28 protein-coding genes, 1 other RNA gene and 2 pseudogenes are annotated in these 26,469 nt (G+C 35.8%); 23 read left to right on the forward strand and 8 right to left on the reverse strand.

What is annotated here, in order from left to right; translation table 11 throughout:
- The first annotated feature begins 14 nt into the window (after positions 1-14).
- From asnS to nth, 3 genes and pseudogenes are all read left to right on the forward strand, one after another.
- Positions 15-1,306, forward strand: a pseudogene (asnS, locus tag JCM12304_RS05460) (asparagine--tRNA ligase).
- A gap of 96 nt (positions 1,307-1,402) precedes the next feature.
- Positions 1,403-2,086, forward strand: a complete 684-nt coding sequence (locus tag JCM12304_RS05465) for a DnaD domain-containing protein (protein WP_060678919.1) — start codon at positions 1,403-1,405, stop codon at positions 2,084-2,086.
- Between the two features lies 1 nt (position 2,087).
- A complete protein-coding gene (gene nth, locus JCM12304_RS05470) occupies positions 2,088-2,735 on the forward strand; it encodes an endonuclease III (protein ID WP_060678921.1) in 648 nt (215 codons plus the stop codon).
- Positions 2,736-2,801: 66 nt separating this feature from the next.
- Here nth and JCM12304_RS05475 read toward each other — a convergent pair whose 3' ends face one another.
- Together JCM12304_RS05475 and recU are read right to left on the reverse strand one after the other, a co-directional pair.
- Positions 2,802-5,522, reverse strand: a complete 2,721-nt coding sequence (locus tag JCM12304_RS05475) for a transglycosylase domain-containing protein (RefSeq protein WP_060678923.1) — start codon at positions 5,520-5,522, stop codon at positions 2,802-2,804.
- Between the two features lie 17 nt (positions 5,523-5,539).
- Positions 5,540-6,130 (reverse strand): Holliday junction resolvase RecU, encoded by a 591-nt coding sequence (recU, locus tag JCM12304_RS05480; RefSeq protein WP_019378409.1) that lies wholly within the window; start codon positions 6,128-6,130, stop codon positions 5,540-5,542.
- Between the two features lie 126 nt (positions 6,131-6,256).
- On the opposite strand from recU, the gene JCM12304_RS05485 reads away from it, so the two are divergent.
- The 10 genes from JCM12304_RS05485 (at position 6,257) to JCM12304_RS05530 (ending at position 14,110) form a co-directional block, all read left to right on the forward strand.
- Entirely contained in the window at positions 6,257-7,210 is a 954-nt protein-coding gene (locus JCM12304_RS05485) for a DUF2515 family protein (protein WP_060678926.1), read from the forward strand.
- A 361-nt stretch (positions 7,211-7,571) separates the two neighbouring features.
- Positions 7,572-7,793, forward strand: coding sequence for a hypothetical protein (locus JCM12304_RS05490; protein ID WP_019378412.1), 222 nt, complete (start codon positions 7,572-7,574; stop codon positions 7,791-7,793).
- A 68-nt stretch (positions 7,794-7,861) separates the two neighbouring features.
- Positions 7,862-8,212 (forward strand): DUF1798 family protein, encoded by a 351-nt coding sequence (locus tag JCM12304_RS05495; protein WP_019378413.1) that lies wholly within the window; start codon positions 7,862-7,864, stop codon positions 8,210-8,212.
- A 73-nt stretch (positions 8,213-8,285) separates the two neighbouring features.
- Complete coding sequence (locus tag JCM12304_RS05500; RefSeq protein ID WP_060678928.1) at positions 8,286-8,687, forward strand: cytidine deaminase; 402 nt, start codon at positions 8,286-8,288, stop codon at positions 8,685-8,687.
- Positions 8,688-8,853: 166 nt separating this feature from the next.
- On the forward strand, positions 8,854-9,171 hold the full coding sequence (gene gpsB, locus JCM12304_RS05505) for a cell division regulator GpsB (protein ID WP_019378415.1): 318 nt from the start codon (positions 8,854-8,856) through the stop codon (positions 9,169-9,171).
- Positions 9,172-9,255: 84 nt separating this feature from the next.
- Positions 9,256-9,631: RNase P RNA component class B (gene rnpB, locus JCM12304_RS05510), an RNA gene on the forward strand.
- 192 nt (positions 9,632-9,823) lie between these two features.
- A complete protein-coding gene (locus JCM12304_RS05515; RefSeq protein WP_060678930.1) occupies positions 9,824-10,957 on the forward strand; it encodes a THUMP domain-containing class I SAM-dependent RNA methyltransferase in 1,134 nt (377 codons plus the stop codon).
- Between the two features lie 8 nt (positions 10,958-10,965).
- A complete protein-coding gene (locus JCM12304_RS05520; RefSeq protein ID WP_060678932.1) occupies positions 10,966-12,465 on the forward strand; it encodes a carboxypeptidase M32 in 1,500 nt (499 codons plus the stop codon).
- A gap of 35 nt (positions 12,466-12,500) precedes the next feature.
- A complete protein-coding gene (locus JCM12304_RS05525) occupies positions 12,501-13,586 on the forward strand; it encodes a type III polyketide synthase (protein ID WP_060678934.1) in 1,086 nt (361 codons plus the stop codon).
- 53 nt (positions 13,587-13,639) lie between these two features.
- Entirely contained in the window at positions 13,640-14,110 is a 471-nt protein-coding gene (locus tag JCM12304_RS05530; protein WP_223280531.1) for an isoprenylcysteine carboxyl methyltransferase family protein, read from the forward strand.
- A 63-nt stretch (positions 14,111-14,173) separates the two neighbouring features.
- On the opposite strand, the gene JCM12304_RS05535 is transcribed toward JCM12304_RS05530, so the two are convergent.
- Genes JCM12304_RS05535 through JCM12304_RS05545 form a run of 3 tightly spaced genes read right to left on the reverse strand, consistent with a single transcriptional unit; the run spans position 14,174 to position 16,528 of the window.
- Positions 14,174-15,862 carry a b(o/a)3-type cytochrome-c oxidase subunit 1 gene (locus JCM12304_RS05535; RefSeq protein WP_060678938.1) on the reverse strand — a complete coding sequence of 563 codons (1,689 nt, stop codon included), beginning with the start codon at positions 15,860-15,862 and terminating at the stop codon, positions 14,174-14,176.
- Positions 15,862-16,365, reverse strand: a complete 504-nt coding sequence (locus JCM12304_RS05540; protein WP_060678939.1) for a cytochrome c oxidase subunit II — start codon at positions 16,363-16,365, stop codon at positions 15,862-15,864. Before JCM12304_RS05540 ends, JCM12304_RS05535 begins: the two co-directional genes overlap by 1 nt.
- A gap of 19 nt (positions 16,366-16,384) precedes the next feature.
- Entirely contained in the window at positions 16,385-16,528 is a 144-nt protein-coding gene (locus JCM12304_RS05545) for a hypothetical protein (RefSeq protein ID WP_019378422.1), read from the reverse strand.
- A gap of 246 nt (positions 16,529-16,774) precedes the next feature.
- On the opposite strand from JCM12304_RS05545, the gene JCM12304_RS05550 reads away from it, so the two are divergent.
- Positions 16,775-17,296, forward strand: a complete 522-nt coding sequence (locus tag JCM12304_RS05550; RefSeq protein ID WP_060678941.1) for an isoprenylcysteine carboxyl methyltransferase family protein — start codon at positions 16,775-16,777, stop codon at positions 17,294-17,296.
- Positions 17,297-17,313: 17 nt separating this feature from the next.
- On the opposite strand, the gene JCM12304_RS05555 is transcribed toward JCM12304_RS05550, so the two are convergent.
- Both JCM12304_RS05555 and JCM12304_RS05560 read right to left on the reverse strand, forming a co-directional pair.
- Positions 17,314-17,994 carry a queuosine precursor transporter gene (locus tag JCM12304_RS05555; RefSeq protein WP_060678943.1) on the reverse strand — a complete coding sequence of 227 codons (681 nt, stop codon included), beginning with the start codon at positions 17,992-17,994 and terminating at the stop codon, positions 17,314-17,316.
- Between the two features lie 616 nt (positions 17,995-18,610).
- The gene (locus tag JCM12304_RS05560) at positions 18,611-18,811 is read right to left on the reverse strand and encodes a cold-shock protein (protein WP_019378425.1); all 201 of its coding nucleotides are present in this window, start codon (positions 18,809-18,811) and stop codon (positions 18,611-18,613) included.
- A gap of 318 nt (positions 18,812-19,129) precedes the next feature.
- Here JCM12304_RS05560 and JCM12304_RS05565 point away from each other — a divergent pair, with 318 nt between their 5' ends.
- Together JCM12304_RS05565 and JCM12304_RS05570 are read left to right on the forward strand one after the other, a co-directional pair.
- A complete protein-coding gene (locus JCM12304_RS05565) occupies positions 19,130-20,800 on the forward strand; it encodes a formate--tetrahydrofolate ligase (protein WP_060678946.1) in 1,671 nt (556 codons plus the stop codon).
- Complete coding sequence (locus JCM12304_RS05570) at positions 20,797-21,387, forward strand: HD domain-containing protein (RefSeq protein WP_060678948.1); 591 nt, start codon at positions 20,797-20,799, stop codon at positions 21,385-21,387. Before JCM12304_RS05565 ends, JCM12304_RS05570 begins: the two co-directional genes overlap by 4 nt.
- Before the next feature lie 46 nt (positions 21,388-21,433).
- On the opposite strand, the gene JCM12304_RS05575 is transcribed toward JCM12304_RS05570, so the two are convergent.
- The gene (locus tag JCM12304_RS05575; RefSeq protein ID WP_060678950.1) at positions 21,434-22,510 is read right to left on the reverse strand and encodes a C40 family peptidase; all 1,077 of its coding nucleotides are present in this window, start codon (positions 22,508-22,510) and stop codon (positions 21,434-21,436) included.
- A 131-nt stretch (positions 22,511-22,641) separates the two neighbouring features.
- Here JCM12304_RS05575 and JCM12304_RS05580 point away from each other — a divergent pair, with 131 nt between their 5' ends.
- From JCM12304_RS05580 to JCM12304_RS05610, 7 genes and pseudogenes are all read left to right on the forward strand, one after another.
- Complete coding sequence (locus JCM12304_RS05580; protein WP_060678952.1) at positions 22,642-23,598, forward strand: thymidylate synthase; 957 nt, start codon at positions 22,642-22,644, stop codon at positions 23,596-23,598.
- 29 nt (positions 23,599-23,627) lie between these two features.
- Positions 23,628-24,113, forward strand: coding sequence for a dihydrofolate reductase (locus JCM12304_RS05585; protein WP_060678954.1), 486 nt, complete (start codon positions 23,628-23,630; stop codon positions 24,111-24,113).
- A gap of 16 nt (positions 24,114-24,129) precedes the next feature.
- Positions 24,130-24,708 (forward strand): molybdenum cofactor guanylyltransferase, encoded by a 579-nt coding sequence (gene mobA / locus JCM12304_RS05590; protein WP_060678956.1) that lies wholly within the window; start codon positions 24,130-24,132, stop codon positions 24,706-24,708.
- 144 nt (positions 24,709-24,852) lie between these two features.
- Positions 24,853-25,058, forward strand: a pseudogene (gene tatA / locus JCM12304_RS05595) (twin-arginine translocase TatA/TatE family subunit).
- Positions 25,059-25,075: 17 nt separating this feature from the next.
- Positions 25,076-25,264 (forward strand): twin-arginine translocase TatA/TatE family subunit, encoded by a 189-nt coding sequence (locus JCM12304_RS05600; protein ID WP_019378433.1) that lies wholly within the window; start codon positions 25,076-25,078, stop codon positions 25,262-25,264.
- 72 nt (positions 25,265-25,336) lie between these two features.
- Complete coding sequence (gene tatC / locus JCM12304_RS05605) at positions 25,337-26,092, forward strand: twin-arginine translocase subunit TatC (RefSeq protein ID WP_060678960.1); 756 nt, start codon at positions 25,337-25,339, stop codon at positions 26,090-26,092.
- 20 nt (positions 26,093-26,112) lie between these two features.
- Positions 26,113-26,325 carry a YozE family protein gene (locus tag JCM12304_RS05610; protein WP_019378435.1) on the forward strand — a complete coding sequence of 71 codons (213 nt, stop codon included), beginning with the start codon at positions 26,113-26,115 and terminating at the stop codon, positions 26,323-26,325.
- Positions 26,326-26,469 lie beyond the last annotated feature (144 nt).

The raw sequence follows: 26,469 nt of genomic DNA on the forward strand, positions 1-26,469 counted from the left end.
CTAGGAGACTTCTTTTGAAAACAACGATTTCACAATCGCCACAATTTATAGAACAGACAGTAACCATTGGAGCGTGGTTGGCCAATAAACGATCTAGTGGTAAGATTGCTTTTTTACAGCTGCGTGATGGTACTGGATTCATCCAAGGAGTAGTAGTTAAAAATGATGTTAGTGAAGAAACATTTCAGTTAGCAAAAAATATGAACCAAGAATCATCCATGTACATAACAGGGAAAATTGTAGAGGACAATCGTTCGCCATTTGGCTATGAAATGCAAGTAAGTAATATTGAACTGATACATGAGGCTAACGACTACCCAATTACTCCGAAAGAACATGGGACAGAGTTTTTAATGGATCACAGACATCTTTGGTTACGTTCAAAAAGGCAACATGCTGTAATGAAGATTCGTAATGAAATTATCCGTTCAACGTATCAATTCTTTAATGATAACGGGTATGTTAAAATTGATCCACCAATTTTAACTGGTTCTTCCGCAGAAGGTACTACGGAGCTATTTCATACGAAATACTTTGATGAAGAAGCATATCTATCCCAAAGCGGTCAACTGTATATGGAAGCTGCTGCAATGGCTTTTGGTAAAGTATTCTCTTTTGGACCTACATTCCGTGCAGAAAAGTCAAAAACTCGCCGGCATCTAATTGAATTTTGGATGATCGAGCCTGAGATGGCATTCGTTGATCATAACGAAAGCTTGAGATACAAGAACAATACGTTAGTTTCGTTGTTCAAAGTGTATTGGAAAATTGTAAGCTTGAACTGTCGGTATTGGAGAGAGATACAGCAAAACTGGAAAAAATTAAAGCACCATTCCCTAGAATTTCTTATGACCATGCCATAGAACTGTTAAAGGAAAAAGGGTTTGATGATATAGAATGGGGAGAAGATTTTGGCGCTCCACATGAAACAGCTATCGCAGAGAATTTTGAACAACCAGTTTTCATTACAAATTATCCTGCTGAAATAAAAGCATTTTATATGAAGCCTGATCCGGACAGGTCTGATGTTGTACTATGTGCAGATCTTATTGCTCCGGAAGGATATGGCGAAATCATAGGCGGTTCCCAAAGGATTGATGATTTAGAATTAATGAAGGAAAGATATGAACAGCATGGTTTAACTGGGGAAGCATATGAGTGGTATTTAGAACTTAGAAAATACGGCAGTGTCCCACACTCTGGGTTTGGCCTTGGATTAGAAAGAACTGTTGCATGGTTATCAGGAGTAGACCATGTTAGAGAAACAATTCCTTTTCCAAGACTATTAAATCGCTTATACCCGTAATTAATATTTACCTATTATGGAATCCTCTGCTTCTAAGCAGGGGATTTCATCTGCTTATCCTTCATTTCGTGATATACTAAGAATGAGGTGTTCTTTGTGACAAAATACGTTTCTTTTCAACAAATTATAAAAAATCAAATTCATATCCCGGTTCAGCTTTTGACTTCTTATGTCAAATTGGGGTTGACGGAAACGGATATGGTTGTAATTCTACAGATTCATCGTTTTGCAATTGAAAACAATAATTTCCCTACACCTTATGAGCTTTCCTCTGACTTAAGTATCGATGAAAAGGAATGTGCTAACATCTTGCGTAAACTTATTCAGAAAGATTTATTGTTAATTGAGCAACTAAAAAATAACAGAAATCAACTTACTGAAGCATATAGCCTTAATCCCCTTTGGGAAAAATTATTTAAAGTAGAGGAAGTGGGGGAGAAGCATGAAGACGGTACGATATTTATTCTCTTTGAACAGGAGTTTGGCAGGCCATTATCCCCGTTCGAAATAGAAACAATTAATACATGGCTTGATCATGATAAAATATCTGCTTCTCTAATAAAAGCCGGGCTTAGAGAATCCGTGTTGATGGGGAAATTAAATTTTAAATATATTGATCGTATACTTAGAGAATGGAAGAAAAAAGGAATAAACACGGTTGAACAAGCCCGAGAAGCCAGTAAAAGTTTTCATTCCTCGACGAGAAATTCTTCTCAACAAGAGCAAACCAAAAAAAGAGATACATCCTTTTACTATAACTGGTTAGAGGGGGAAGATTAATATGTTAAATAAAACACAAATAAGATTTTGTTTAGATGAAATGGAAAAAATGTTCCCCGAAGCAGCATGCGAGTTACAGCATAGTAATCCTTTCGAACTGGTAATAGCTGTTTTGTTATCTGCCCAATGTACAGATGTACTTGTAAATAAAGTGACAGAGGGATTATTTGAAAAGTATAAAACCCCCGAGGATTATTTAGCTGTATCTCTTGAGCAATTACAAATGGATATTAAATCAATAGGACTATATCGAAACAAAGCAAAGAATATTCGTAAGTTATGTGAGGTTCTATTAAAGGATTATAATGGCGTAGTGCCAAATACAAAAGAAGAATTAGTGAAGCTTGCAGGTGTAGGTCGAAAAACAGCCAATGTTGTTGCTTCTGTAGCTTTTGATGAACCAGCTATTGCAGTTGATACTCATGTTGAGCGTGTTTCTAAGAGACTTGGTATATGTAGATGGAAAGATTCTGTCATTGAAGTAGAAGAAACTTTAATGCGTAAAGTTCCTAGAGAAGAGTGGAGTGTAACACATCATCGCATGATCTTTTTTGGAAGGTATCACTGTAAGGCAAGGAATCCAAATTGTTCTGAATGCCCTTTATTAGTTGTCTGTAGAGAGGGTAAAAAAAGAATGAAGAAACGTTAAGTGTGGTTAATACTCACAAAATAAAGAGGTAAACGCCTAAATGGCGTTTACCTCTTTTAAATTAACTTATTCTTCGTTTTGTCCTTCCTCACCAGATTCTTCTTGGTTGTCTTCATTGTTTTGATCTTCCTGAGAATCTTCATTTCCGTTCGTTTCTTCATTTTGACTTTCCGGTACTGTAATTTGAGTACTTTGCGGTTCACCCTTAGCATCTTTATTCGCGCCTTTTTGGCCAATAGGAGTTACCTGAATAGTGTAAGATTGGCCAGGGGAGGCACCTGAAATTTCTATTCCGTTTGATTGTACCGATTGAGTTTGACCATTTACAGATACTTCAAAGGATGCTGGTGGACCATTGTAATTCCAAGAAACATCAATAATGGAATTCTCTTCGTTGTACTTTGCACTTAACCCACTCACAGCAGGAATATTTTCAGCACTATCTTCCTCTTCATTTTCTTCTTCAGTATCTTCCTCTTCTTCATCAGTTATATTGACACTTGTAGTCACAGGTTCACTCTTCATGGAGCTTGATTCACTGCTTACCGCAACAACCTGAATTGTATATTCAGCACCTTTCTCCACTTCTGAAATCTGTATAGTCTTATCTTCTGTCGATGATAGGCTTTGCATTTCTCCACCGTCAACACTTGTGCTAACTTCAAAATTCACTTTTTCATCAGCATCATATTTCCATTTTACATCAATCGTGTTGCTTTCTTTATCGTAAGTTGCTTTTAAGTCGCTGACAGGATCAAGCTCATCATATTTTTCTGAAGTTTTCTTTGGCTCCGTACCTTTTACAAACAATTCTTTTACTATTTGAGAACTTGGAGTAAAGTCACTTGGTAACCTTGCTGGTTGCGATCCTTTTTCTACTGCAACTTCCACAACGGAGTTTGGTTTTTCAAAATCAGCTGTTTCCTTATCTTTGGAAATCTCCGTCATTGTATTTTTAAATAAAGCATGTGGAATTTTTGTATTCGGCAACGTTTTATTGTAATCATTATAACCAGTCCAAATTGATATTGTATAATTTGTAGTGTATCCACTAAACCATGAATCTGGACTACCTTCTAATTCTGTGTGGTTGGTAGTACCTGTTTTTCCGGCTACGTGGAGTCCTGGAATATTTGCCTCTTTTCCTGTTCCTTCTGTCATTACACTCTTCAACATATCTGTTACCATGTATGCCGTGTAATCAGACATAGCAGCCTCTGGTTTAGGTTGTAATTCAACTACTTTGCCATCCGGAAACTCAACTTTCGTTACAGCATATGGTTCATTATAAATCCCTTCATTACCAAATGCTCTATAGGCACCAGCTAATTGAAGAGGGGAGACTCCGGTACCTGTCCCGCCAATAACGTCACGGATATCTATCTGATCATTGTCAAATTTATATCCAAGCCCTTCTCCGAACTCTTGTGCTTTATCAAGCCCTGTTTCTTTTGCTAATTTCACAGCTGGTACATTCAGTGATTGGGCAAGAGCATACCTTGCTGACATCCAACCACCATATTGTCTATTCCAGTTTCTTATTGGAGTTTCAACACCTTCATCATATGGTTTGTCATCATTAATTTGATGATAGGTGGAAATCTTATCATATTCAATTGCAGGCCCATAAGATAGAATAGGCTTGGCTGTGGAACCAGGCTGTCTGTTTAAGTCAATGGCATAATTTAAGCCACCAGCTTTTTCACTGCGATTGCCCCCAATAGAACGTATTGCGCCATTTTTGGTGTCAAGCACTACCATTCCTGCCTGCATTTCTTCATCTGGGTAGGAAATAGGGCTATTTTCTTTATCCTTTAATAAGAACTCAACATGTTCCTGGATATTTTTATCCAATGTTGTATGAATTTTTAAGCCATCTGTATCGATGTCTGCACCATCTAATTTTTCACTTACTTCTTTTCGCACTTGATCTAGAAAAGCGTCATATTTGATGGAGTCTGGCTTTGATTCATTTAATAATGATGGAATATCTACTTTTCGTGCTTCATCTGCTTCTTCCTGAGTTATTTTATTATGTCTAACCATTAGAGTTAGAACAGTATTCATTCGTTTCTTTGTTAGTTCAGGATTTTTAAAAGGATTATATGCTGTTGGTCTTTGCGGAAGACCAGCCAAAATTGCTGCCTCAGGAAGAGTCAACTCACTTAACTCCTTCTTCCCAAAATATACATCAGCTGCTCTTGCTACACCATAAGCATTACTTCCATAGAATATCTTGTTTAAGTACATTTCCAATATTTCTTCTTTGGAATACTTTCTTTCAAGCTTTAATGCAAGCCATTGTTCTTGTACTTTTAAGCTAATCTTTTTCTCAGGTGAAAGAAAGGATTTTTCGACAACCTGTTGGGTTATTGTACTGGCACCTTCTGAACCAAATCCATTGGTAAAGTTGGCGATAACCGCTCCACCTATTCTCCGTAAATCAATACCACTATGTTCAAAAAATCTGGCATCCTCCGTAGCAGTTACAGCGTCAACCAAAATTTGAGGCAAATCATCATACTCAATTTTCGTCCTTTTTTGGTCACCAGGTGTAGCAAAAACATCACCATCTTTGTCTAATACCTGGGAAGCAAGAGGATCGGATAATTTTGATGCTTCAATGTCGGGGGCAGTTACGATCCAGTAAGTACCTACTGCTGCCACTCCCAAACCAATCACCAGAACAAATATTAATGACGCAACTAATATCTTTTTCCATATTGGTTTCTTTTTTGTTTTCTTTTGTTTTCTTCGTGCTGTACGCGTCTGGCTCTTATCTGCCATAGCTCATTCCTCCGTCTCTAAAAATAAAGCTTATCTATTGTAGCTAGGTAATCAATTCTTGCTTGATAATGAAAAGGAATCAAATATCCTTTCTTTGCTATATCACTATAAGGGATGGATTTTTTCCCACCGGATAACTTTTCTCGCCAATAATAAAAAAGATTTTCGGCCTCTAATAGGTATGTTTCGTTATACATAGAAAACCGGATGATGAGAAAACATATTCCACCGTGATCGGTTACTGATTTCATATGTTCCATTTGATGTTCGTGGACGTTTGCCAGGGGAAACAATGTTTTATTTTTTGTTTCTTTTGCCTCAAAGTCAATGTACTTATTTCTATAAACTCCGTTATAATCGGTTGTTGAAGCCTGTTTGAAATATGCTTCAGTAATTACAGCTGCACTTCGTTTAGGGTAATTTACCTTGACAATTTGTACAGGGGTAGGCTTTTTATGAATTATAGCTTTATTACTTTCCAAATAAAATTTATTAGTAGCATTGATGTCGTCCTCTAGTGTCATTCCACGGTTACTAAACACACTTCCCATCTTCGCCTGCATCGTATTTTGAGATGTGTTAAGCCTTTTTCCATTTGGATACTTCAAACATGTTTCCTCCTTGAATTACTGTATCATACTATAAGAGTAGCTCGTTGATAATAAAAAACAAGTATAAACTTCCTTCTTTATACAGATAGTTAAATATAAACATTGAATAAAGGAAGAAGAGAAATGAATTTATCACTTCAAGATACTAATTACCTTCATTATATAACAAAATTAACAAGGAAGCATAATAAGGACAACATATCACGTACAAAAGCTTATTTTAATTACTATGTTGCACACCCAGAGATTAAATGGTCATTCCTTGCCAGTATGGTCTCAAGGAACGCCGGATATAACATGACCGACTTATGGCTTTCTCCATTTACCAATATGTTAAATAAGAGGGAACGTAGCCGGATGTTTATGACGTATGAACGTGCTAATTGGCTTATTTTTTCTGATGCCTATCCTCAGTTACTAACATACGAGTTATCCATTTATCAAAACAAACCATTGTTTTATTTATTAAGAAATTTTCATACGTCTCAATTTATGATAAACGAATGGGAAAGTTTCTGGAGAACGAAGGATCTAAATCGACTAGTAAAATCGTTAATTATTAATGAACAGAATGTAATACAAGCTCCTGTAATAAGGCAATCATTTTTTCGTAAGCATGTATTTACCAGTTTACCTTATTTACTCCAAGATTTTTTAATGATGAATGCTGCAGTTTTTCCTGGATTTTCAGGAGTTTTATACGGTATCTATGTCCATGACTTCTCGAACCTCTCAAAACGAATTAGGATAGGAAAACAATTAGCTTCTATACTTTTTGAACCAAGTATTTATCATCAAGCGATTAATTTTGCAAAGAAGTGTGAGCATACAGGTTCACGAAAGGACTATGAACAATATATAAATGTGAATCTGCCTGCTGCGCCCGCTTTGAGAACGATTTATCCGGTAATTGAACATCAAGATATCATTCGTCGGGATTGGAGTAATTGGGTCGGTATAAAGAAAAAATGGATGGAAGATGAAAAAGTAGAAATAAAGGAGATTGGTAAACCTTTTTACCGAAAAAGGGCCATGTTGTACGCTTATTACCATTTAAAACAAACCATGAAAAATTAATAATTTGTAAAAAATCCGAACCGTGATTCAGTAATAGTAATGAATCGGTTCGGATTTTTAATATATAAAAGTCTTTTGTGCCGCTTTCTCCTCTTTTATTAAGTTGAAGGGCGATTTGGACCAGCTAACTTTTTATCTCCCTGTTTCAGAGACTTTGATTGAATGGTTTCTGCTGATTTATCAGGTTTTAGTTTTTTGCTCATAAATAAACCCTCCTTTTGTGTGTAGTATGTCTCAACATGGCAGAAAAAATGAAATAAATCACTTGTTTTGTAAGCTTTTTTCTACTTTTGTCGAAGGGGAAGGTTTAACCAGCCCAGATCGCGAATTACTATAAAAAAACCATGAGAGGGTGGATAGAATGGGTTTAGCCATGTTAAAAAATGATCGAATAAGGAATGGTTTAGATAAAAAAGCAACAGAAGAGTCTCTGCAACATATGTTAGATCAATTACGTTTGTTGGATCAGAAGTTAACCACAAGCATAGATAGTGAGGTATGGGGCTGTTTTCAATCACATTATAAAGAGATAAGCGAAACAAAAAAATTTATTAGAGGTACAATAGAATGTTATCATGATTAATGCTATTTAAACCTTAAAATGATAAAGTATAGAAAAGAAGAATTAGATAAAGGACGGGCTAAACGCATATGGATTTACAAGATATAACTAAAACATTAAAACATCATTTAATATTCCTGAAACACAAATATGAAATGAACGAGCCTCCTGCCAGCATGAGGGACAAAGCATTTTTTCAACAGGTTAAGGAAGAAACCAACCCTATATATGATTTACTTGAAGAGTGGGAGGCTTTAGGTTTACAAACTGTTAAAGAAAGGAAAGTGAATGTACACCCACATCAAATTACGTCCACAAAGGAAAATATGGAATTGGTTCTCCTGCATAGCTATTATGTTGATGTAAGAAGGAAAAGGTATATGGAACTTTACAATTCAATTACTTATATTTTTGATCAACTAATAGAAGAACTTCAATAGATCAGTGAAACCGCTTTACATTCACTTTATTTTCGCATATAATATCTTTCCACACGTTGAGGAGGGAATACAGATGTATAGAAAACAGTTGATTGAAAAAGCAATAAAAATAAAGGAATGTGCTTATGTACCATATTCTAAGTTTCAAGTTGGGGCAGCTGTTCTTACTGGATCGGGAAGAATATACACAGGATGTAATATCGAGAACGCTGCCTATCCTTTAAGTTGTTGTGCTGAACGTGTCGCAATATTTAACGCAATTTCCAATGGGGAAAAAGAATTTAAGGAAATGGCGGTTGTTGCAGATACCCAAAGACCTGTACCACCATGCGGCTCTTGCAGACAAGTAATGAGCGAATTCTTTTCTTCTGATATGCGGATTCATTTGACTAACCTGGAAAATGAAGTGAAAACTGTGACCATGGAAGAATTATTGCCATTTTCCTTTCAACCATCAGATTTACATAATAAATAACACATAAATTTCAAGTAAAGGAAGCTGATCTTTTTCAGGTTCCTTTTTTAATGGTATACTATAGCTAATTAATAAATATAATTGGTAACTACAGGTATAATACTTTAAATTGACTTTCCGTTAGAAATTTGAAAAAATGAGCATGCGAATATGAAGAGGTGATTAAATGAGTTTAAGTAGAGTGCAATTAAGTGGAAAAGATATACTTGAAAAAGAATTTAAGACAGCGATGCGTGGTTACAATCAAGAAGAAGTAGACGAGTTCTTGGATTCCGTGATTCAAGACTATGACACCTTTAGCCAAGAGATAGAGAGACTACAGCAAGAGAATGAGCGATTGAAGAAAACTTCTCAGGATCAAACAAGAACGAGATCTTCTGTACAGCAAAACACCCAAGTTAATTATGATGTATTGAAGAGACTTTCAAATTTAGAAAAAGCAGTTTTTGGAAAGAAGTTTAACGAATCAGATAGTGAAATGTAACAAGCTGAATAATAAATGGAAAATATTCCCACCGATTGAATTTCTTTTATTTCTGTGGTAAACTATTTATTAGCAAATTGTTAAATACTCAGGTGATCGCTGTATTTATAATACAGAGGAAAGTCCATGCTCACACAAACTGTGATGTTTGTAGTGTTCGTGCTTGACGAAATCATAAGTCAAGGTAACCTTTTCAGTTAACGGCAGGAGACATCCTAAGTCACATTGTGATACGGATTTATCCTTGAAAGTGCCACAGTGACGTAGCCGGTTTGGAAACATCCGGGTGGAACGAGGTAAACCCCGCGAGTGAGCAACCCAAATAATGGTAGGGGCATCTTCCAGTAGGGAAGCGAACCGAAAGAAGGACAAGTATATACTTGTAGATAGATGATCACATCCATATGTACGAGATTGACCATCGATTGCAGTACATTGGTACAGAACATGGCTTATCGAGTATTTAACGGTCTATTATATTTTAAATGAGAACCCTTTTTTGCTTAAATGCTAAAAAGGGTTTTTTATTATGTTATGGTTTTTACATAACTTATTGTATTGGCGGATGGTTATGTTTTCATATTCAAGAAAGGATTATGATAAACTAAGGCTAATCTAGATACACTATTTTAGAAACGAAAGGAATTATTAAATGAGAAATGTAACTCTAATTGCTACAGCAGCAATGGGCTTAGAATCTGTTGTAGCTAAAGAAGTAAAACAGCTTGGATATGAAGCAGAAGTAGAAAATGGAAAGGTGATTTTTGAGGCTCCCGTCTCTGCTATTCCCCGATGTAATTTGTGGCTTCGTACTGCTGATCGTGTGCGGCTACTTGTCGGTAAATTCAAAGCAGTAACTTTTGATGAGCTTTTTGAATCTGTGAAATCCTTACCTTGGGAGAGTTTCATTGCGGAAGACGGACAATTTCCTGTTACAGGGAAGTCTGTAAAATCCAAACTTTACAGCGTCTCTGACTGCCAAGCAATTACTAAGAAAGCAATAGCAGAACGTCTTAAACTAAAATATGGTATTGCATCAAAAATGAGCGAAACTGGGGCTATGTATAAAGTTGAAGTAGCCTTATTAAAGGATGAAGTAACCTTAACCCTGGATACTTCCGGCGCTGGGCTTCATAAGAGAGGCTATCGTGTGGGACAAGGAGAAGCACCATTAAAAGAAACGATGGCCGCAGCTCTTGTTCTTCTAACAAACTGGAAACCAGAATTCCCTCTCATTGATCCCTTCTGCGGATCAGGAACTATTCCTATTGAAGCCGCATTAATTGGTCAAAATATCGCCCCTGGGTTTAATAGAGAATTTGCTTCTGAAAATTGGGGCTTTATTAAAAATAAATATTGGCAAGAGGCGTTTGAAGAAGCTGAGGACAAGGCTAATTATGACCAAAAGCTTGATATTATTGGATCAGACATTGACCATAAATTGATTGGTATAGCCAATGATAATGCGATAGAAGCCGGTTTGGGAGATCTTATTTCTTGGAAACAGATGCAGGTTAAAGATTTGTTTATTAGAAAAGATAACGGATATATTATAGGTAATCCACCATATGGACAACGTCTCGGCGACAAAGAAACAGTGGCGGATATCTACCGGAATTTGGGATTGATTATGCGAAATCATCCAAGCTGGAGTGTTTATATTCTGACTGCTTACGAAGAATTTGAAAAAGAATATGGCCAGAAATCAACCAAAAAGAGAAAGTTATTTAATGGTTTTATTCGAACAGATTTTTATCAATACTTCGGTAACAAAATAAAGGAGTAGTTTGTTATATGGGTAATAAGGAGTTATTGGAAAAAGATTTTAAGAACTTGTTAAGTGAATTAAATTCTTACAAAGAAATGCTGGCTCTGGCTCAATGGGATATGCGAACAAAAATACCTAAAAAGGGAGTAGAACAGCGTTCAGAAGTTGTTGGTTTCCTTGCAGAAAAAGCACATCAGCTTCAAACTTCCGAGAAAATGAAATACTTCATAGATATGCTGAAAGAAGACACGGAGAATGAAATTATTAAAAAAGCAGTGCTTGAATGTGAAGAAAATTATATTAGAAATAGCAAAATACCACTTGATGAATATAAAAATTATGTCATGCTACAATCAAAATCAGAAGCAGTTTGGCAAGAAGCAAGGGAAAAAGCGAATTTTGCTTTATTTCAGCCTTATTTGGAGAGACTAGTTGAATATAACCAAAGATTCGCTACTTATTGGGGTTATGAAGATCATATCTACGATGCTTTATTGCACAACTTTGAACCAGGTATAACCACCGAAACGCTTGATCGTGTTTTTCCTGACTTAAGACAGGCAATTAGTTCCCTAGTAAGAAAGATAAATGAAAGTTCACTAAAACCAGATTCCTCTATCCTTCAATCCCATTTTCCTAAAACGGATCAAGAGGGATTCAGTAAGGAAATTTTAAACAGAATGGGTTATGACTTTTCGTCAGGCAGACTTGATGAAACAATACATCCTTTTGCCATTTCATTAAATTTAAATGATATAAGAATAACTACCAGATATGATGAGAGTGATTTTAGGACAGCAATCTTTGGCACTATCCATGAAGGTGGACATGCCCTTTATGAACAGAATATTAGTGAAAAACTTGCTTCTACACCACTTGCTACAGGAACTTCCATGGGCATACATGAATCACAATCCTTATTTTGGGAAAACTTTATAGGAAGAAGTAAAGCTTTTTGGAGCAGTCACTACGAAGTATTTAAGAAGTTTGCTCCAACATCATTTCAACAAGTTCCTTTAAATGAATTTTATCAAGCAATTAATGAAGTAAAGGCTTCCTTCATTCGAATTGAGGCAGATGAATTAACATATCCACTTCATATCATGATTCGTTACGAATTAGAAAAACTTTTAATAAATGGAGACATTAAAGTTAGTGACCTGCCAAACTTATGGAATGAGAAAATGCAAGATTATTTAGGTATTAAGCCACCCACGGATAAAGAGGGAGTATTACAGGATATACATTGGGCAGGAGGAGACTTTGGATATTTCCCTTCTTATGCTCTCGGGTATATGTATGCTGCGCAATTTAATCATATTTTGTCGAGAGAAGTTAATGTAAAGGAAGCGATATCCACTGGAAATTTAGGTTCTATTAAGCATTGGTTAACTCAAAATATTCATCAATACGGTAAAATGAAAAAACCACTTCAGCTCATAGAAGACGTAACTCAAGAGAAATTAAACCCTGTTTATTTAATTAATTACTTGACACAGAAATACACAGATATCTACAGACTTTGATTAAGTACATTACCTAAAGTGAGAAGGGTGAGTTCATGACACATATCTGTTCAACTGGAATTGGAGTCCCTGAGTACGAAATAGGTCAAGGTGATATAAAAAAGCTCGTGCAAGAAATATTTGTTTCATCAGATAAACGTCTATCAAGATTATTGTCTGTTTTTGATAACGCCCAGGTGGAAAAAAGACAATTTGCTGTTCCTGCTACTTGGTTTAAGGAAGATCATTCATTCAAGGAACGAAATGATTTATATAAGGAGTTGGCTATTCAATATTCGCTTAATGCGATAGATGATTGCCTTACAAATCAGGATTTTTTAGAGAAAGAGGTTCCTTACGAGGCAATAGATATGATTATATATGTTTCAAGCACTGGAATCTCAACACCTTCTATAGATGCTCACCTTATTCACGAACGTCCTTTTAGAGAAGATGTCAATCGAATGCCTATTTGGGGACTGGGCTGTGCAGGAGGAGCTATAGCTTTATCACGCGCACATGATTGGATTACTGCCAATCCAGATAAAACAGTATTAATAATATGTTGTGAGTTATGTAGTTTAACCTTTCAAAAAGGGGATATGAAGAAAAGTAACATTATAGGTAGCGCCTTATTTGGAGACGGAGTTTGTGCGACTTTGGCAGTTGGGAAAAACTCACCCTATCTCTCATACCGAAAGCAGGTCTCGCCGAAGTTACTTAATTATAGTTCACTAACAAAGAAGGGAAGTGCCTCAGTAATGGGGTGGAATGTAACGAACAGTGGATTGGAAGTTGTTTTTTCGAAAAGCATTCCTTCTTTGGTTCAGACCTTTTGGGATAGACACATAAATAGTTTTCTGAAAGAAAATAAAATAACTGAAAAACAAATTAGTTCATTTATTTCTCATCCTGGGGGGAAAAAGGTGTTAGAGGCGATGAGAGAAGTTTTAAATACGACAGATAATAAACTAAAACATTCTTATAAAGTTCTCTCTCAGCACGGAAATATGTCCTCACCAACCGTTTTATATGTTTTAAGACAGTGGATGATAAAAGATAACAACCGAGGTGAAAAAAGTATAATTTCCGCCTTAGGACCTGGCTTCAGTTCAGAGCTTATTTTAATGGAGTGGGAATAATGTTGTTAACGTTTATGTGGGTAATTTTTATCTTTATTGTTATTCAACGGGTTATGGAATTGAAAATTGCCAAAGATAATGAGTTATGGATGAAAGAAAGGGGTGGAGTGGAAAGGGGAAGAGAGCACTATAAATGGTTTGTGATTGTACACGGTTTATTTTTTATATCTATTATTATAGAATTTAGCTATCGTGGTTTTCCCACAGAACAATTCTCACTTGTTCTTTTTACCCTTTTCCTTTTTACTCAATTAATTAGAGTTTGGTGCATACGATCATTGGGTAAATTTTGGAATACAAAAATAATAATTTCTCCGGAGTTTTCATTGGTTAAAAAAGGTCCCTATAAATATGTGAAACATCCTAATTACATTATTGTAGGTATTGAATTGTTCATTATACCTCTTCTATTTGGTGCTTATTTAACCGCAGTAATATTTCCAATTCTGCATGTTCTGTTACTTTTTATACGAATTCCAGTTGAAAACAGAGCCTTGGTGGAAGCTTACAATATTGAGAAATAAAAAAAGAAGAGAGGAGCTCTATATGCTATCTCTTCTTTTTTATTGAATTTTATTTCTATTTCCCTAATTCCCAATAGGCCAAGAAAAAGGTGGTGACCCAGGAGGTGAATTTTGAATAATATCAACAAAAGGAATCGTGTATGCAAAAAGAATTAATGCAAGTGTGATAGCAATCCATAGCTTCCAATTTTCGAGAAACATTGGAGTAGGTTCTGCATCTTCTTCTTCCTCTGCTATTGGAAATTCTTCTATTCCTTTCGGAGCAAAGAACGCTAATTTTATAAAAATATAAAGCATTAATATTATACCAATAAAAAGGATGCTTCCTCCGATTGCTTGCGCTACTTGATATCCAATCCAATTGGATGCTTGTTCTGTGCCACCGTATTCTGAAAAGGCTGAACGTCTAGGTCCTCCTAAAAGTCCTTGGATATGCATAGCACCTGACATGATGGTCATTCCTACTGTCCAGACAATAGTTTGAATAATACCTAATCTATTCAGTTGTGGTGTCAACTTTCTTCCAGTCAAATGTGGTATCAACCAATAGGAAATACCGAAAAAGGTAAGAATGACTGTTGTAGCCACAGTTAAGTGAAAGTGACCTGTTACCCAAATCGTATTATGAACGACTGCGTTCATTTGATGAGAAGCATTTATGATACCACCAGCACCACCAGGTATAAATGCAAGCATTCCTATAAATGGAGCAAGAAATCTTACATCCTTCCATGGTAAATGTTTTAGCCAGCCAAATAATCCACCAAACCCTTTACGACGACCAGTAATCTCAAAAGTAGCAAACATTGAAAATGCAGTCATTAGACTTGGGATAATTACCATAAACGTTAACACTACTTGAATAAACTTCCAGACTGGATCTATCCCAGGTTCTGTTAATTGATGGTGAAACCCTACTGGGATGGAGAAGAATAAAAATAGGATAAACGACAATCTTGCAAGTGAATCACTAAATATTTTGCCACCAATAATTTTTGGTATGATTGCATACCACGCCATATAAGCAGGCAATAACCAGAAGTATACCAATGGGTGGCCAAAATACCAAAATAGTGTTCTACTTACAAGTACATTAATTGTTTCTGCATACCCCAGAGACCATGGAATAAATTGTACAAGTACTGCAACTGCAACACCAAGAGAAGCAATAAACCACATTGCCATATTAATTGCAACCATAAAAGCAAGTAGGGGAGACTTTTCTCCAGGATGTTTCTTTTTCCATACAAATAGCTGGTGCCAATTAACAAATCCTGCAATCCAACTGCCTACAATTACAAGTGCTAAACCAATATAAAAAACAGGATGGGCTTTTAAGGGAGCGTAAAAAGTATAAAGGACACTTGCTTTCCCCATTAAAATAGTTATTGCAGCCATCACCGTACCTACTATCATTACCCAGAAGCTAAGCCAAGCAACTTTTCTTTGTTTCAATGATATTCCAACCGTTTTACCCATTAATGCAAACTGGAATCCTATAATAAAATAAGTAGTTAGAACAAGTGCAAGTACTACTCCATGAAGAGTTAATATTTGATAATAACCGATCCCCCATGGCAATGTTATTGTATTCGAACGTACGAGAGTTTGTAGTAAACCCATTAGTCCACCAATAAGTAAAGAGATAATAGCAACATATATAAATGACATATATAGCCTTGATTCTTGTTTAGAAATAGTCAATGGTAGTATTTCATTATTTGAAACCTTTTTTATCTTCTCTAGTCCCATTAATCATACACCTCCACAGTCGCAAACATTAAATGATGCCCAACTCCGCAGTACTCATTACAAACAACTGTATATTCGCCAGTACGGTCCATTACAGTTTCTATACTACTTACATAGCCTGGCTCTACCATCATGTTTACATTCGTCCCAGCAATATTGAATCCATGTACAACATCCTTTGTAGTGATTTGGAAAAGAACAGTTGCTCCTTTAGGAATTCGGATATGCTTTAACGGAGCTCCATTTTCATCAGTACCAAAGTCATAGTTGAAAGCTGAAGCTACAATATTAACAATATATTTATTATCATCTATTTTTGTAATCCCTAAATTTTCGGGCCTGAAAGCTTCGTTAGCTTCAACATTTTCCGGATCAATGGTCACCCCATGACTTTGAGGATGCGTACCTTGCCAAAACGCTCCAAAACCTAAAATAATTAAAAAGACAACTAATGAACTAATTCCAAAGATTAACCATTTTTTCTCATACTTGTGTAAATGCATAATTTAACCTCCTTTTTCACTAACGTAGTATAAACAACAAATAGACTGCGACCCAACTAACAATTATAAACACTCCGACTAATAGGACTGAAACAAAGGTTCCCTTTAAAATAGGCTCTTCCTTTTTCGGTGTATTCGAATGCTTACCATGTACTTCATTCATTTCCTTCACCCCTTGAAATAAAGTTTTTCTTCTTGTTTTCATCATACACAATTTGCAAATAGAAATATTAAGAATGCGGTACAGTTCACATTTTGTTCAATTACCTTGATAAAAGGCTATTTAAAGATTTTACTAACAAATAGGTTTAGAAAGTTTGTGTATTTTCTGTGTATTTTTTGTTAATAATTCTTGAAAAGCGGTGCAAACTAATTGGTAGATTGATAAAAAATTATGGGAGTGGGGTTAATGCAGATAGTGGGGATTTTTATGTTTTTTACAATAGTTATTTGGCTTCGAAGCGTGGAATGGAGAGTTTCAAGAAGGAATGAACGCTGGTTAAGAGAAAGAGGAGGAGAGGAAAAGGACAATTTTAGAAATAAAGCATTTTTCTTCTTGTATCATTTCTCCATTTTTTCTATTCTTTTGGAGATCTTGCTCATCAAAAAGTCTGTATTTCTAATAAGTTTCCTTCCGGTTATTTTATTTTGTTGTTTAGTTTTATTGAAATTATGGTGTTATATGTCTTTGGGAAGGTTTTGGAACACAAAAAATATTCAATTGCCCCATGTAATTGTAATTAAAAAAGGCCCATATAAATTGATTAGACAACCATATTTATTCCTTTTAACTGCAGAGTTGTTCCTCTTGCCATTTTTGTTTGAAGCCTACATGACTGCTTTTTTGTTTTTACTCGTACATTTAGTAATTCTAAAAGTGGATATTCCTGCATTAGTGAAAAGTAAACTGTTGAAAAAAAACCCAATTTAAAAAGGATAGATGAGAGATCATCTATCCTTTTTATTCATATTCTTAGCTATATACATAAAAGGTGTATCCATTATCGCAACAAGAAACTTAATTATATAAGTGGTAATAAAGATTTCTATCCAAATATTTAACGGGAAGCTCCCATAAAAAGCAATTGTGCAAAAGACTGCAGTATCTAATAATTGACTTATTCCGGTGCTTCCATTATTTCTGACCCATAAATATTTATCTGAGGGAAGAAGTTTTCTTACCTTATCATAAATCCAGACATCAAAGTATTGACTTACAATATAGGCTGCCAAGCTACCTAAAGCAATTCGTGGAATAAGCCCAAATATTGTTTCCAGAGAGTTATGTGCAATATCTTCTGTACCTGGTTGAAAGGTCAATGCGATTTGCATAATAACAGTCATAGTAATTAGGGTGGAGAATCCAAGCCAGACAGCCTTTTTAGCATCTTGCTTGCCATACTTTTCGTTTAGTATATCTGTTGCCAAGTATGCTGAACCATACATGATATTCCCTAAGGTGGCTGTCATCCCTAAAAGCTCAACAGTTTTTAAAACTTGAATATTGGCTAATATAGTAGCCATACCTATCCAAACAAATAGTCCCATCTTTCCAAATAGCTTGTAAAATAGGAGAAGTAAAGAAAAATTAACTAATGCAAATAATAACCAAATAACTTCATTTGTCATGAAATATTTCCTCCTTAGTTTTGATAACGCGGGAGTTTGCGAACCGCGAAAAACAACAGAATTAATTATACGGATTGACGGTCAATAAATCAAGGTGCTTTTTTTGTAGATAAAATGTAGAGGGCTTTTGATTGTGAAATAACACTCGTTCTCCACTTGGTGGAGGCCCTGGAGCTCAAGATGGCTAACCTAGTAATATATATTGCTCTCTAGTTCAAAAATTTAGGTTCTATTGCAAATGTTGAGGTGTAAACATTATCTCTTATATTCACAATAGGAAGCAACTGTGAACTAAAGTATATCTCATTTTAAGGAAGCAGATGGACCCATCGATTTTCACTACAGGGGTCTCTTTCCACCAGCATAGCTTCAGCCGCTTCCTCTGCTACTCTACGTGCAGGGTCTTCAGCTCATGCTATTCCAGTAAGAGCCGCCCCCGGAAAGCGCAGCATTTTTCCGTAGCGGTGTTATTGTTACATTAACAGAGAAATAAGTCTACTTTAGTTCGGAGTTTATTTACTTTACGAATCATTGGATAATCACAACTTATATAGTAGAACCAAAAAAAGCGACAGTCATCTCGACTGCCGCTTATATTATATTAATTATAATTTAATTAGTTTTTAATTACATTAGCTGCTTGTGGGCCGCGTTCACCTTCAACGATTTCAAAGGAAACTTGTTGACCTTCTTCTAAAGATTTAAAACCTTCTTCTTGAATAGCGGAATAATGTACAAATACATCATTTCCTTCTTCAAGCTGGATAAAACCATATCCTTTTTCTGCGTTAAACCATTTTACTACTCCATTTTCCATGTTATTAATCCTCCTAAAAACTTTCACGCTATCTCATGTAACGTGGTAATACAAAGAAGATTCATGATACATAAATAAAGGCAGCATCCATAGAAGTGTAGGATCACAATTACATCCACTTCTATAGAAGCTGCCTGTGTTATAAATGAATCCATACATCTTCTTTGCTTGTGTCTAATATAGCTTATTTCACTAGAGCAGTCAAGGTATTCGCTGTAATTATTATTGTGTATTTACTAGCTTTGTACAAAAATTAAAGTTATAATGAAAGCGTTTAAAGAGATATTAAAAAACCTGAATTTAGAGAGGGGCATATACATGAAGTCTGATATAGAAATTGCACAGGAAGCCACACTGAAACCAATCAATACAATCGCTACAGATCTAGGTTTAGATTTAGACGATTGGGAACCATATGGTCATACAAAAGCTAAGCTCTCTGAGCACTTATTAGATAAATTAAAAGATAGACCAGAAGGAAAAGTAATTCTAGTTACTTCGATAAATCCTACACCAGCAGGCGAAGGGAAATCTACGGTTACTGTAGGTTTAGGACAAGCATTAAATAGAATTGAAAAAAAAGCAGTTATTGCTTTAAGAGAACCTTCACTTGGTCCGGTAATGGGAATAAAAGGAGGAGCAGCAGGTGGGGGATTCTCACAGATTTTGCCGATGGAGGATATCAACTTGCATTTTACTGGGGATCTTCATGCTATTACTACTGCTAATAATGCTCTGTCTGCTATTATTGATAATCATATTCACAGAGGTAATGAATTGAATATTGACCCACGTAGAATTGAATGGAAACGCGTTATGGATATGAACGATCGGGCTCTGAGACAAATAGTAGTAGGTCTTGGTGGGCCATTACGCGGAGTGCCAAGAGAAGATGGCTTTAATATATCTGTAGCATCTGAAATTATGGCAGTTCTTTGTCTGTCTACTTCAATCAATGATTTGAAAGCCCGGCTTTCGAGAATGGTTATAGGCTATACATATGACGAGCAACCAATTACGGTTAAGGATCTAAAGGTAGAAGGCGCATTAACATTACTACTTAAAGAGGCAATTAAGCCAAATCTTGTCCAAACAATAGAGAACACTCCAGCCATTGTACATGGAGGGCCATTTGCCAACATAGCCCATGGTTGTAAAAGTGTGCTCGCAACAAAAACAGCCGCTAAGCTTGGTGAATATGTTGTCACTGAAGGAGGATTTGGCGCTGATTTAGGTGCAGAAAAGTTCTTAGATATTAAGACTAGGGCTGGAGATATTGATACTGCGGCAGTAGTTATAGTAGCAACAGTAAGAGCTTTAAAAATGCATGGAGGCATGGCGAAAGCTGAGCTGGAGCAAGAAAATGTTGAAGCATTAAAAGCAGGTATGGAAAATTTAAAAAAACATATTGAAACAATTGAAACATTTGGCCTGCCTTTCGTAGTTGCTATTAATAAATTCCCTTCAGATACTAAGGCCGAAACAGGCTTTATCAGTAACTGGTGCGAATCCAGGGGATTTGAAGTAGCTTTAACAGATGTATTTGCACATGGAGGAGAAGGTGGCATTGAGCTTGCTCAAAAAGTTGTAGAGAAAGCAAATACTTCTGATAAGAATTTTAAGCGGATTTATGAACTGGATGAGTCTTTAGAAACGAAAATTAGAAAAGTTGCTCAACAAGTTTATGGTGCGGATGATATTGAATTATCCCCGAAAGCAAAAAAACAAATAACCTTATATGAAGAACTGGGGTGGGGAAAGCTTGCCATTTGTATGGCAAAAACCCAATATTCACTTTCTGATGACCCAACATTATTAGGAAGACCGCGAGATTTTACAATTAATATTAGAGAACTTCGACCATCCATTGGTGCTGGATTTATTGTCGTCCTTACAGGTGATGTTATGACAATGCCTGGTTTACCAAAAGAGCCTGCCGCACTGAAAATGGATGTATCAGAAGACGGAAAGGCAGTAGGCTTATTTTGAGTCAACGTGAGAGAGAACTAGATCAAATCAAAAATTATGTTCGTCATTTATTTTCAAATGATCCAACTGGCCATGATTATTTTCATATGAAGCGGGTAGCACACCAAGCTGTAGTAATTGCAGAAGAAGAAGGAGCTAATCAATTTATTTGCGAAGCTGCATCTTGGCTGCATGATGTCTATGATAGTAAACTCGTTGCTAACCCTGTAACTGCAAAGCAAGATATGATTGAATTCCTTACATCCATTCATATACCGGAAAAAGAAATAAGTTTGATCCATGAAGTCATTGATAGTGTTTCTTTTAGTAAAGGGGAAGTGCCTGTTTCTCTTGAAGCTAAAGTAGTGCAGGATGCTGACCGTTTGGATGCAATCGGTGCAGTTGGTATCGCAAGAACTTTTGCATATGGTGGGGCAGCAGGGCAACTGATTTATCATCCTGAGGACAAGAATACTTCGCTCCAGCATTTTTACGACAAATTGCTAAAATTAAAATCATTGCTAAATACGGAAGCAGCAATTGAAATAGCTGCTGATCGACATCATTTTATGGAGATATTTTTAAACCAATTTTATAAAGAGTGGTAAGGGGGGAGGCAGGGATTGATTTGCCTGCCTCTTCAACTTTTAATTATTACTTTGTAATTCTTTTTGTACCAAGGTATCTCGGTTCCCAATAAGTGTTTGTGAGTTCACTTATTTCTACGCCTCTGGATTCACTTGCATGGATAAACCTTCCATCCCCAATATAAATCCCCATATGCGATGGACCAGGTTTATATGTCTCAAAAAACACAAGATCTCCAACAGATCTATTGCTTACTGGTCCGGCAAAGTTCCATACATCATTTACCGTTCGGGGTATTGTGATACCATTTTCCTGAAAAACATATTGGATGAAACCACTGCAATCAAAACCACTTGGCGAGGAACCACCCCATTTATAGGGAGTTCCTAAAACAGAGTGTGCAGTTTTTACAGTATCTCCCTTATTTGCCCCGATTACTTTCGCTTGCTTTATCTCTTTTTTTACTGATTTCTTTTTATCATTCGCTTTCTTTGGTTTCTTATTTTTCTGACTTGTAGTCTTTAGATGCGTTTTAGCTTTTTCATCAACTATATTTATCTCTTCGTTTGCGCTATTTTTTTCATAAAGCTGAACTAATGCTTTTTTGGTAACTTCTTTTGTTAGTTCTAATTTATGTTCTTCTTCCGCAAGCTTTAATGCCTTTGTAGTGAGAGGTCCGTAAATCCCATCTATTTCACCAGTATAATATCCAAAATATCGTAAAGATTCCTGCATAATTTTCACGTCTTTACTATGTAACCCAGGGTAAATTGTCTCTGACAGATTCTCAATCTGTTTTAAATTTTTTTGCTTCTCTATCTTTATTAATGTTTGAAGTGTAATCGGATCTACCTGACCGTCACCTGTTAATGTTTGCTTCCTTTGGAATTTTTTTATAGCATATTCTGTTAATATCCCAAATTCGCCATCTATTTTGTCATCATAGTATGATAGGTCACTCATCTTATATTGTAGAAATCTGACTATTTCTCCGTGATCCCCATATTCCAAGTGCTCAGCTTCCAGCAATAGTTTATTTTGTAGTTCAGGGTAAGCATCAACATAAGTTGTAAGTGGTTGGCTTAGTGCATAGCTATACACTAAGGAATGTTTAACTACATGCTCCATTGTGCCAGTTAGCATATTATTACTCCTCTCTTGATGTCTGTCTATAAAGTATTATGTCAGAAAATATAGTTGTATGAGTTACGTTTATGTTACAGGAATGATATAATACATCCAGTTGATATCTTAATTTAGATGGGGGTATAACCATGGTGAGTGGTGAAGAGGCATACTTAAGTTTATGTAACTACATATTGAAAAATGGAAATAAAAAGGAAGATCGTACAAATACCGGTACTATATCAGTATTTGGACATCAAATGAGGTTTGATCTAAGCAAAGGATTTCCGTTATTAACAACAAAAAAAGTTCCTTTTCGTTTAGTTGCTAGCGAGCTTCTCTGGTTTATAAAAGGCGATACGAATATTCGTTATTTATTGGAAAATAATAATAATATTTGGAACGAATGGGCATTTGAAAGATGGGTTAAAAGTGCCGATTACACCGGTCCCGATATGAGCGATTTTGGGAATAGAGCCCAAAAGGACCCGGCGTTTAAAGAACTCTATATAACACAAATGGAATATTTTAAAGAAAAAATACTTACGGATGAGAGCTTTGCTAAGTTGTATGGTGAACTTGGAGCAGTATATGGAAAACAGTGGAGAAAATGGGAAACAACGAGAGGGGAAACGATTGATCAGCTAAAAGAGGTTATTGCATCCATTCGTAATAATCCGGATTCCAGACGCCATATCGTTTCAGCTTGGAATCCCGAGGACGTTCCAAACATGGCCTTACCTCCATGTCATACACTGTTCCAGTTTTATGTAGCTGATGGCAAATTATCTTGTCAGCTTTATCAGCGTAGTGCAGATGTTTTTCTCGGTGTTCCTTTTAATATTGCAAGCTATGCATTATTAACGCATTTAATTGCCCATGAATGTGGTTTGGAAGTAGGGGAATTTGTTCATACTCTGGGAGATGCCCATATTTATTCAAATCATATTGCGCAAGTTAAAACACAGTTAAGCCGAGAGATTAAAACGCAACCACAACTTTTCTTAAATAAAGAGAAGAAATCAATTTTTGATTTTGAGTTAGAGGATTTTGAATTAAAAAATTATAATCCTCATCCAGCAATAAAAGCACCTATAGCAGTTTAATATACATTTATGGAAAGGTGAGGATCTTTATGATTTCTTTATTAGTTGCAATGGACAAGAATCATGTGATCGGACACAATAACGGGATGCCATGGCATTTACCCAAGGATCTACGTTTTTTTAAAGAGAAAACGACGGGACAAACAATAATTATGGGTAGGAAAACATATGACTCTATGGGAGGTTCCTTGCCAAATCGTAAAAATGTTGTAATCTCACGAAATACCAACCTCAAAGATCAGGTAAAAGTTATCCATGATTTAGAAACGGTTGAAGAGTGGAATAGGCAGTATCCAGAGCAAGAGTTTTTCGTGATAGGTGGCGGAAATATATTTAATCAGGCACTGCCGTTTGCTGATCGTATGTATATAACTTGGATTGATGAAGAATTTGAAGGTGATACTTATTTCCCGGCATTTTCAGAGGAGGAATGGAACCTGACCTCTAAAACAAAAGGCGAAAAAAATGAGACCAATCCTTATGACTACTATTTCTTACAATATGATCGAAAATAGAACTAGGGGGGATTTCATGCTAAAACAGGGGATTATTCTAGCTGGTGGCAAGTCTTCAAGGATGGGTACGAATAAATCCTTGTTACCCTTGGGAGGGAAGACAAGTATTGAGCATATCTTCAATGAAATGAGTTTATTTACAGATGAAATTACAATTGTAGCAAATGATCCAATCCTATACCGTTTTTTGAATACAGATATTGTAGCTGACAGATATACAGGGAAGGGCCCCCTTGCCGGGCTAGAGAGTGCTATGTATTACAAAACAGCGGACCTCTATTTTGTGGCTGCTTGCGATATGCCATTTGTGAATAAGAGTGTATACGATTGGTTACAAAAGCAGATTTCCCATTACAGTGCAGCTGTACCTATTTTTAACGAAAAAACACACCCCTTGGCTGGTGTCTATAAGCGTGAAGTATTACCGAAAATACAGGAACAGTTGGCACAAAATAACCTTCGGGTGAAAAGCTTTTTCGAACATATTGATATCAAGTATGTAGAAGATTACGATGATATTCCAAGAGAGGTGCTTGAGAAGCATTTCTTTAATATGAATCATCCAGATCAATACAGCGAAGCAAAATTATTTTAAACTTGTTTACTTAATTTAAATCATGTTAAACTATATACGTTTCGAGTTTATCTATGAACGTTTTATGTATTTTTTAAAAATAAAATATACGTAATTGGAAATTTGCACTATAATAACGATATCATGTAAAAAGAAGGTGCTTATATGTTCTCAAGTATCGGGATCCCGGATTGATTTTAATATTAATAATTGCTTTAATTGTTTTTGGCCCTAAAAAGCTACCTGAGATCGGGAAAGCGGCTGGTCAGACATTACGTGAGTTTAAAAAATCTACCAGTGATTTAACTAGTGACGTAGCAGATGAATTTCAAGACACTAAAGATATTATCCAAGGGAATAAAGCAAAATAATTTTGGAGTGATGATTAATGTTTAGTAGTATTGGTATGCCGGGATTAATACTCATCCTCGTGATTGCTCTTGTAGTTTTCGGTCCCTCTAAATTACCTGAGATTGGTAAAGCCTTTGGAAGCTCTTTGAGAGAATTCAAAAATGCTACAAAGGATATAGTTTCTGACGAAAGTACGTCAACTAAAAGTGACCATTCTAAGAAATGAGCTAAGGAAGGTGTAAGGCATACCCTTGCATCTTCTTTTATATTGGATATAGAGTAGTAGAGGGGTGGAAGAATGTCTGATAATGGTGCTCAAATTGATAAAGAAATGAATCTAACAGGACACTTATCCGAATTAAGAAACAGATTAATTGTTACTGCTTTATTCTTTCTTGCTTTTTTTATTGTCGGCTTTATTTTTGTTAAAGATATATATTGGTTTTTCGTTAATGATCTGGATTTCAAGTTGACAGTTATTAGTCCCGGGGAAATTATCTGGATTCATTTTACCATGGCAGGTCTCGTAGCAATTGCAGCTACTTTACCATTATTGGCTCTCCAAATATGGCTTTTTATCAAACCAGGGTTAACTCCCACTGAGCGAAAAGCATCTCTGGCATACATTCCTGCTGTGTTTATATTATTCATTGTTGGTTTGGTCTTTGGCTATATTATGTTCATAAAACTAATTCTTCCTTTTTTACTTTCATTAAATAGTGGTATGTTTAATGAAATGTTTACTGTCGATAAATACTTTAGATTTTTACTTCGAATTACTTTGCCATTTGCACTGTTATTTGAAATACCAATCGTTGCTATGTTTTTGACTGCTTTAGGTGTTCTGACTCCTGATTTTATGAGAAAAACTAGAAAATACGCGTATTTGGTTTTAGTTATTATTGGAACAATTGTAACACCACCTGATTTTATATTGCAGTTGGTAGTGGCAGTTCCGTTAATTATTTTATATGAAATCAGTATTTATCTTGCCGCAATTGTATATCGTAGAAAACTGAAAAAGCATGAAGCATTTATGCGTGAGGAGAGCTAATATCAAAGAGGTGAAAAACGGTGCGATCTTTTTATCATTTTTTAATGACTTATCGAGGGAAAAAGCAACCAGACGATAAATCTTTGCTCGCTGATTGGGCTTTTATGGACCATAATTTTCCAAAGCACTCAACTGACTATAGTGAGATTAGTGATTATTTGGAGTGGAACAGTCCCTTTACAACCGCCTTGCGTGTTTTTGATGAACTATGGGAAGTCTATTCAAGCAGATAACTATTGAAAGCACTGGCAGATTAAGTAAGCCAGTGCTTTTTTTAGATTAGGAAGTTTTTAATATATAGGTTAGGGGTATTCAATGATTTGGAAAATAAATAAACTACGACGTAACTAAGAATATAGAGGCTGCGTAAATTGCCG

This window comes from Virgibacillus halodenitrificans JCM 12304, from assembly GCF_001310895.1.
GTDB classification, from domain to species: domain Bacteria; phylum Bacillota; class Bacilli; order Bacillales; family Amphibacillaceae; genus Virgibacillus_Q; species Virgibacillus_Q halodenitrificans.